At 69.0% G+C, this 7,812-nt stretch carries 7 protein-coding genes and 2 pseudogenes; all 9 read left to right on the top strand.

Features of this window, described 5'->3' with window-relative positions:
- A partial coding sequence (locus NI18_RS18980; RefSeq protein ID WP_037532286.1) for a secretin N-terminal domain-containing protein occupies positions 1 to 1,603 on the top strand: 1,603 nt, incomplete at its 5' end.
- 238 nt (positions 1,604 to 1,841) lie between these two features.
- Positions 1,842 to 3,245, top strand: a complete 1,404-nt coding sequence (locus NI18_RS18975; protein WP_306286530.1) for an ATPase, T2SS/T4P/T4SS family — start codon at positions 1,842 to 1,844, stop codon at positions 3,243 to 3,245.
- A gap of 120 nt (positions 3,246 to 3,365) precedes the next feature.
- Positions 3,366 to 4,592: a type II secretion system inner membrane protein GspF gene (gene gspF, locus NI18_RS18970; protein WP_037532279.1), complete on the top strand. Its 1,227-nt coding sequence runs from the start codon at positions 3,366 to 3,368 to the stop codon at positions 4,590 to 4,592.
- 8 nt (positions 4,593 to 4,600) lie between these two features.
- A pseudogene (gspG, locus tag NI18_RS18965) lies at positions 4,601 to 5,039 on the top strand (type II secretion system major pseudopilin GspG).
- Positions 5,014 to 5,496 (top strand): GspH/FimT family pseudopilin, encoded by a 483-nt coding sequence (locus NI18_RS18960; RefSeq protein ID WP_081874201.1) that lies wholly within the window; start codon positions 5,014 to 5,016, stop codon positions 5,494 to 5,496. Before gspG ends, NI18_RS18960 begins: the two are co-directional and overlap by 26 nt.
- Before the next feature lie 16 nt (positions 5,497 to 5,512).
- Positions 5,513 to 5,908: a type II secretion system minor pseudopilin GspI gene (gspI, locus tag NI18_RS18955; protein ID WP_031440015.1), complete on the top strand. Its 396-nt coding sequence runs from the start codon at positions 5,513 to 5,515 to the stop codon at positions 5,906 to 5,908.
- Complete coding sequence (gene gspJ, locus NI18_RS18950; protein WP_084215297.1) at positions 5,905 to 6,618, top strand: type II secretion system minor pseudopilin GspJ; 714 nt, start codon at positions 5,905 to 5,907, stop codon at positions 6,616 to 6,618. Before gspI ends, gspJ begins: the two co-directional genes overlap by 4 nt.
- Positions 6,605 to 7,585 carry a type II secretion system minor pseudopilin GspK gene (gspK, locus tag NI18_RS18945; RefSeq protein ID WP_037532276.1) on the top strand — a complete coding sequence of 327 codons (981 nt, stop codon included), beginning with the start codon at positions 6,605 to 6,607 and terminating at the stop codon, positions 7,583 to 7,585. Before gspJ ends, gspK begins: the two co-directional genes overlap by 14 nt.
- A pseudogene (locus NI18_RS18940) lies at positions 7,582 to 7,812 on the top strand (hypothetical protein); the annotation flags it as partial. The gene gspK and the pseudogene NI18_RS18940, both read left to right, overlap by 4 nt.

The following is a 7,812-nucleotide window of genomic DNA, read 5'->3' as shown; positions in this document are numbered from 1 at the left end:
CGCAGAGGGCGGCGGCGCGGGATCGGGGCCGACCGCATCGGTGGTCGCGGTCGAGGGATCGAACGCGGTCGCGCTGCGCGGTGATCCGACCACGGTCGCGCGACTGGCGCAGGTCGCCGCCGACCTCGACCAGAAGGCGCGCAACGGCACCGAGATCAAGGTCGTGTTCCTTGAAAACGCCGATGCCGAGCAATTGCTGCCGGTGCTGCAGGAACTGGTCGGCCAGACCCCGACCCAGCCGAGCAGCCAGCCGCTGTCGCGCTCCAATTTCGGCGCGAACAGCAGCAGTGGCAGCAATGGCGGCGGATCGGGCTTTGGCGGGACGCAGCAGGCGCAGGTCAGCCAGCCGGTCCAGGCGAGCGGCGGATCATCGGGATCGGGCTCTGGCCAGCCCGCGATCACCGCCGCGGGGGGCCGCACCGCCGCGGTCATCACGCGCTTCATCGGCGCGAACGCGATCGTCATCGCCGCGCCCGCCGAGATCCAGCGTCAGCTCGCCGAGGTGGTCCGCCAGCTCGATACGCGCCGCGAACAGGTGCTGGTCGAGGCGATCGTGGCCGAGGTCTCGGACACGACCGCGCGGACGCTGGGTGCGCAGTTCATCGTCGGCGATCCCAGCGGTGGTGCGTTCGGCGCGTCGACCTTCTCCAATTCCGCGCCGAACATCCTGCAGATCGCAGGCGCGATCGGCGCGACGCAACTCAACACCTCGACCACGACGACGACGAACACCGACGGCAGCACGACGGTGACGAAGAACACCAGCAGCGCCGCCGACACGCTCCAGCAATCGGCGATCAGCTCGATCCTCGCTGCGACCGGCGGGTTCGGTGGCTTTGGCGGCAAGATCGGCAGCACCTTTTTCGGCGCGATCATCAACGCGGTGAAGAGCGACACGACGTCCAACCTGCTCCAGGTCCCGCACCTCGTCACGCTCGACAATCAGGAGGCGCACAGCCTGGTCGGGCAGGAGATTCCGATCACCACGGGCCAGGCGCTGTCGAACAATTTCGACAACGCGTTCCGCACCACGCAGCGCCAGAATGTCGGCATCGAGCTGACCGTGCGGCCGCAGGTGAATTCGAGCGGGACGGTGAAGCTCAACCTGCGGCTCGAGGTCAGTTCGATCGCCGGGCCGGTGTCGAGCGACAATAGCGACCTGATCCTCAACAAGCGCGAGGTCGAGACGGTGCGGACCGTCGACGACGGGCAGATCGCGGTGATCAGCGGCCTGCTCGACGACAACGAGCGCCGGACGATCGAGAAGATCCCGCTGCTCGGCGACCTGCCGGTGCTCGGGCACCTGTTCACCTCGAAGGCGAAGCAGCGGTCGAAGACCAATCTGATGATCTTCATCCGGCCGACGATTCTGCGCACCGCGGGCGACAGCCGGCGGATCACCGAACAGCGTTACGGCTATCTGCGGTTGCAGCAGGGGCTCGCCGAGCCCGAGCGCGAGCCGTCGATCGATCAGCTGGTGCGCGATTACATGGGCGCGGCGCCGCCGATCCCGTCCGCGCCGATCCCCGGCAGCATCGAGGATCCGCGGATCGCGGTACCGGTGCGCAGCACGAGCACGGTCTTCCGGCCGGTGAAGAAATGATCATCCGCGAGGGGCATGAACTGGGCGCCCTTAGCCCCTCCCCTTCAGGGGAGGGGTTGGGGGTGGGGCCTGTCCCAGCAATCGCGGCGCTTGTGGCATCCGCCCCACCCCAACCCCTCCCCTGAAGGGGAGGGGGCTTGTGGTCGCGCTCCCCCAGATCACCATCCCCTATGCCTTCGCACGCAAGTTCGGGGTCGTCGTCGACCACACCGACCCCGATTCGCCGCTCACGATCGCGATGCGCGCAGGTGCGGACCCCAAGGTGCTGCTCGAACTGCGCCGCTATCTCGGCCGGCCGTTCGCGATCGGCACGGTCGAGGCGCCCGCGTTCGACCGGCTGCTGTCCAACGTCTATGCGATGGACGGCCAGGCCAACGCGCTCGCCGCGGTCGGGATGGGCGACGAGCTCGATCTGCTCGCCGGCGACATGCCGACTGCGGAGGATCTGCTCGACACCGCCGACGATGCGCCCGCGATCCGGCTGATCAACGGGATCATCGCCGACGCCGCACGCAACGGCGTGTCTGACATCCATATCGAGCCGTACGAGACCGGGCTCGTCGTACGGATGCGCATCGACGGCGTGCTGCGCGAGACGTTGCGCATGCCGCCCAACGTCGCGCCGGTCGTCGTCAGCCGGATCAAGGTGATGGCGCGGCTCGACATCGCCGAGCGGCGCGTGCCGCAGGATGGGCGCATGGGGCTGACGCTGGGCGGCAAGCTCCTCGACGTCCGCGTCTCGACGCTGCCGAGCCGGGCGGGCGAACGCGTCGTGCTGCGTATCCTCGACAAGGAAAACGCCGGCATCGACCTCGAGGCGCTGGGCCTGCCGCCCGCTCTGTTCGCGCTGCTCAACGAGGCGCTGAGCGAGCCGAACGGGATCATCCTCGTCACCGGGCCGACCGGCTCGGGCAAGACCACGTCGCTTTATGCCGCGCTGCGCCTGCTCAACGACGGCAGCCGCAACATCCTGACGGTCGAGGATCCGGTCGAGTACGCGGTCGATGGCGTCGGCCAGACCCAGGTCAACCCGAAGGTCGGGCTGACCTTTGCGGCGGGGCTGCGCGCGATCCTGCGTCAGGATCCCGACGTGGTGATGGTCGGCGAAATCCGCGACCGCGAGACCGCCGAGATCGCGGTGCAGGCGTCGCTGACCGGGCATCTCGTGCTGTCGACCGTCCATACCAACGACGCGATCGGCGCGATCACGCGAATGCGCGACATGAAGGTCGAAAGCTTCCTGCTCGCCTCGACGCTCCGCGCGGTGATCGCGCAGCGGTTGGTGCGGCGGCTGTGCCCGACCTGTCGCAAGGCGGTGCCCGCGTCGGATACCGTCGCGCCGTTGCTCGGCATTACGCCGGACGCGGTGGTCTACGTCGCGCAAGGGTGCGACGACTGCAACCAGACGGGCTACAAGGGCCGGATCGGCGTGTTCGAGGCGGTCCGCATCGACGACACGATCCGTCGGCTGATCAACACCGACGGCGCCGAATCCGACATCACCGCGCATGCCTTTGCCAAGTCGCCGAACCTGGCGCAGTCGGCGCGCGAGCTGGTGCTGTCGGGACAGACCACGGCGGAGGAAGCGGTCCGCGTCTCGCGCCGCGACACGACCGAAGTCGTCGAGGTGGCGGCGGCATGACGCCCCTCTGGCCTTCCGTTCGTTTCGAGCGCAGTCGAGAAACGCCTGTCCGCGCGCGCGGCAACGGTTTCTCGACTTCGCTCGAAACGAACGGAAGCGTTAAGCAACCGGGCAACCCGCATGGCTGATTTCGACTATGTCGCGATCGACACCAAGGGCGCCGAGCGCCGCGGCCATATCGCCGCGGCGGACATCGACCTCGCGCGCGCAACGCTCGACGCGCGCAAATTCTACGTCGTCAAGATCAGCCCGGGCGCGCCGCCGCAGGCGACCAAGGGACGGCCGCTGTTCGGGTTGCAGCTCGGCAAGCCCAAGATGTCGGGCAAGAATCTGACGCTGTTCACGCGCCAGCTCGCCACGCTCAACCGCGTGTCGCCGCTCGAGGAATCGCTGCGCACGATCACGCGCCAGACCGAACAGGACAGCGTCCGCGCGATCGTCCAGCACGTCCATGCGGGCGTCGTCGAGGGCCGGCGGCTGGCGGATGCGATGGCGCGCGAGCCCAAGAGTTTTCCGCCGCTCTACCGCGCGATGGTCGCGGCCGGCGAGAGTTCGGGGTCGCTGCCGACGATCCTCGACCGGCTCGCGGCTTTGCTCGAACGCCAGGCGGAGATCCGCGGCAAGCTGATCACCGCGCTCGCCTATCCCTCGATCCTCGCGCTTGTCGCGATGGGGGTGGTCACCGCGCTGATGATGTTCGTCGTGCCGCAGGTGGTCGAACAGTTCGACACGGTCGGGCAGGAGCTGCCGCTGCTGACGCGGATGGTGATGGCGTTTTCGGCGTTCCTCGTCGGATACTGGTGGGTGATCGCGCTGGTCCTGCTGCTGTCGGGGCTGATCCTGTGGCGCGCGCTGAAGGATCCGGGCTTCCGGCTCGCCTTCGACAGCTGGCTGCTCAGGATCCCGATGCTCGGGCGACTGCTGCGCGATCTGCATGCGGCGCGGATGGCGCGGACGCTGGGGACGATGGTCGCGAGCCGCTTGCCGCTGCTCGACGGGCTCAACCTGACCGCGAGCACGATCCACAACCGTCGGCTGCGGCTCGCGTCGGACCAGATCGTCGACGCGATCCGCGGCGGCGGCAGCCTGTCCGCGGCGATGCGGCGCGCGGGCGTGTTCCCGCCGCTGCTGACCTATCTCGCCGCGTCGGGCGAGGCGGCGGGGCGGCTCGACGAGATGCTCGAACGCGCCGCCGACTATCTCGAACGCGAATTCGACCGCTTCACCGCCACCGCTCTGTCGCTGCTCGAACCGCTGATCATCGTCGTGATGGGCGGCATCGTCGCGACGATCGTGCTATCCATCCTGCTCCCGATCCTCCAGCTCAATACGCTGGCAGGCCAATGAGGTTTTGTATGCGTCCGGAAGAGAAGAAGAAGCGCCGCGAGGCCGGTTTCACGCTCGTCGAGCTGATGGTGGTCATCGTCATCATCGGCCTGCTCGCAACGATCGTCGCGCTCAACGTGCTGCCCTCGGGCGATACCGCGCGGATCCAGAAGGCAAAGGCCGACATCGCGCAGATCGAGGGCGGGCTGGAGCTCTACAAGCTGCAGAACATGACCTTCCCCAACACGTCGCAGGGGCTGAACGCGCTGGTCACCGCACCCGCCGGGCTGACCGATCCGTCGCGCTACCAGCGCGGTGGCTATCTCAAGAAGCTGCCGAACGATCCCTGGGGTCGCCCGTATCTCTATGCCTCGCCCGGCACGCATGGCGAGGCCGACGCTGGACCTTCGGCGCGATGGCAAGGAAGGCGGCGAGGGGATCGATGCCGATATTGGCAGCTGGCAGTAGGTCCCGGCTTAACGCCGAACACGGCTTCACGCTGGTCGAGCTGATGGTCGTGGTGACGATCATAGGGCTCGCATCGGCGGTGGCGGTCTTTGTGATGCCCGATCCGCGCGGACGCGTGTTCGACGAGGCGACGCGGTTCGCGGCGCGGACGCGTGCGGCGCATGATTCGGCGATCGTCGAGGCACGCCCGGTCAGTGTCTGGATTACCGGCGGCGGCTATGGCTTCGACCAGCGGCTCGCGGGCGGCTGGACGCCGATCAGCGAGAAACCGATGCGCGTCGAACGGTGGAACGACGGCACGCGCGCGGTGATCGGCGACATGAGCGGCCGCGTCCGCGTGACCTTCGACCCGACCGGGCTGGTCGACCGGCCCGCCGTCGTGACGCTCAGCCGCGGCGGGGCGAACGCGACCGTGACGATCGACGCCGATGGCACCGTGCGCGCCGATGCGCGCTGAATTGCCCCGCGCATCGATGCCTGCTGAAACCGATCGCGGGTTCACGCTCATCGAGATCATGGTCGCGCTCGCGGTGTTCAGCCTGGCGGCGATGGCGCTCGTCCGGCTGGAGAGCGCGACGATCCGCGGCGCGTCGATCCTCGACGACACGCTGGTCGCGCAGATGGTCGCGCGCAACGTCGCGATCGACGCAGTGACGCAGGCGCAGCCGCCGACCGCCGGAACCGTCACCGGCGCCGAGACCAATGGCGGGCGCCGCTGGGCCTGGACGCGGTCGGTGCGCGCGATGGGCGGCTCGTCCGTCTTGCGGATCGACGTGGCGGTCGCGGATCGCGGCGGCGCCGTGCTCGGTCGCCTCACGATGATCCGCCCCGCTCCGCGCCAGAGCGCGACGACGGTGACGACGTCATGACCGGGCGGTGCACGGTGCGCTCCGCCGAACACGGCTTCACCCCCGTGAGGCGTTCCGCCGAACACGGCTTCACCCCCGTGAGGCGCTCCGCCGAACACGGCTTCACGCTGGTCGAGGTGATGGTCTCGCTGCTGATCTTCGGCATGATCGCGGCGGCGGGGGTGGCGATCCTGTCGTTCAGCGTGAAGGCGCAGAGTGCGACGGGGACGAAGCTCGACGATCTCGGCGCGCTGACGCGGACGATGTCGATCCTGTCCGCCGATCTCGGCCAGGCGGCGCTGCGGGGCACGCGCGACGAATCCGGCGCGCCCTTGCCCGCGTTCGTCGGCGAGAGCGGGTCGGACGTCGCGCCGATGCTCCGCCTCGTCCGCGGTGGCTGGACCAATATCGACGGTGCAGCCCGGTCGAGCACGCAGAAGGTCGCGTACCGGGTCGCGGACGGCGCGCTACAGCGGATCGCCTATCCGATGGTCGACGGCGCGCCGCCGCTGCCGCCCGCCGTGCTGCTGCCCAATGTCCGCCAGGTCCGGCTGCGCTACCGGCTCGGCGGCGCGTGGAGCGACCGCTGGGACGGCGTGCAGGGCGTGCCCTTGCCCGAGGCGATGGAGTTGAGCGTCCAGCGCACCGACGGCCTGGTCTATCGCCAGCTGTTCCTCGTCGGATCGGGCTATGCGCCGCCCGCGCGGGAGGTCCAGAATGAAGCCCCCTGAGCACGAACGCGGCGCCGCGCTGCTGACCGTCCTCATGCTCGTCGCGATCGTCGCGGTGATGGCGGGGGCGGCGCTCGAGAAGCTGCGGTTGTCGACGCGGCTGGCGGGCAATGCCGCGGCGGGGGAGCAGGCGCGCGCCTATGCGCTGGCCGCCGAGACGCTGGCGCTGACGCGGATCGACGCGATGCTGGGGCCCAATGTGAAACGCGTGACGTTGCAGGGCGACTGGAGCGGCAAGCCGTTCGGGATGCCGCTGCCCGGCGGCGGCTTTGCAACCGCGCGCGTGCGCGACGGGGGAAACTGCTTCAATCTCAACAGCCTGGTGAGCGGACGTGCCGGCGCCTATGTCACCGACCCGTTGATGCGGCCGCAATTCGTCCGGCTGATGCGGCTGCTCGACATCCCCGCGCAGGTCGGCGAGCAGATCGCCGCGGGCGCCGCCGACTGGATCGACAGCGACCAGGATCAGCAGGCGATGGGCGCGGAGGACGGCGCCTATTTGAACCGCGAGACGCCCTATCGCACCGCCGGCACGCTGATGACCGACCCGAGCGAACTCCGCGCGGTGGTCGGCATGACGCCGCAAATCTATGCGACGCTCAGGCCGTGGATCTGTACGCTGCCGGTCGCGCAGGCCGCGCCGATCAACGTCAACACGCTGCTCCCCGAACAGGCGCCGATCCTGGCGATGCTGTTTCCCGACACGATGTCGATCGCGGGCGCGCGCCAGATGATCCTGCAACGCCCGCCGCAAGGGGTCGCGACCACCGACGTGTTCTTCAAGAGCGCGGCGTTGCAGGGCAATTCCAATGCGGACGGCGAACGGGGGACGGCAGTGGTGTCGAAATGGTTCACGCTCGATATCGACGTGACGGTGGGGACGACGGTTTTGCAGGAACAGGCACTGATGGACGCGACGACGCTTCCCGCGCGGCTCGTATCGCGGCAATGGGGCGAGCCATCATGACCACGCTCCTGTTCCTTCCCTCCGGCGCGACCGGCTTTCGCTGGATGCGGATCGCCGACCAGCGCATCGTCGCGCAGGGCGAGGGGATCCCGACCGCGCAGGATCGCGGCGACCTGAACGCGGACCACGGCGTCATCGCGGTGGCGCCGGCAGAGGCGGTGACCTTGCACTGGGCCGAACTGCCGTCGCGCAGCGCCGCACAGGCGACCGCCGCCTGCTCTCGCGGC

Source organism: Sphingomonas sp. Ant20, from assembly GCF_000783375.1.
In the GTDB taxonomy this organism is placed as follows: domain Bacteria; phylum Pseudomonadota; class Alphaproteobacteria; order Sphingomonadales; family Sphingomonadaceae; genus Sphingomonas; species Sphingomonas aerolata.
Note: the sequence above shows the minus strand (reverse complement) of the source record. Positions and strands in the feature narration are given on the sequence as shown.

Coding starts and splice junctions, on each gene's coding strand:
- NI18_RS18975 (WP_306286530.1), top strand. CDS start 1,842: ATGCGCGCAGGTGCGGACCCCAAGGTGCTGCTCGAACTGCGCCGCTAT.
- gspK (WP_037532276.1), top strand. CDS start 6,605: ATGAAGCCCCCTGAGCACGAACGCGGCGCCGCGCTGCTGACCGTCCTC.
- NI18_RS18960 (WP_081874201.1), top strand. CDS start 5,014: ATGCCGATATTGGCAGCTGGCAGTAGGTCCCGGCTTAACGCCGAACAC.
- gspI (WP_031440015.1), top strand. CDS start 5,513: ATGCCTGCTGAAACCGATCGCGGGTTCACGCTCATCGAGATCATGGTC.
- gspJ (WP_084215297.1), top strand. CDS start 5,905: ATGACCGGGCGGTGCACGGTGCGCTCCGCCGAACACGGCTTCACCCCC.
- gspF (WP_037532279.1), top strand. CDS start 3,366: ATGGCTGATTTCGACTATGTCGCGATCGACACCAAGGGCGCCGAGCGC.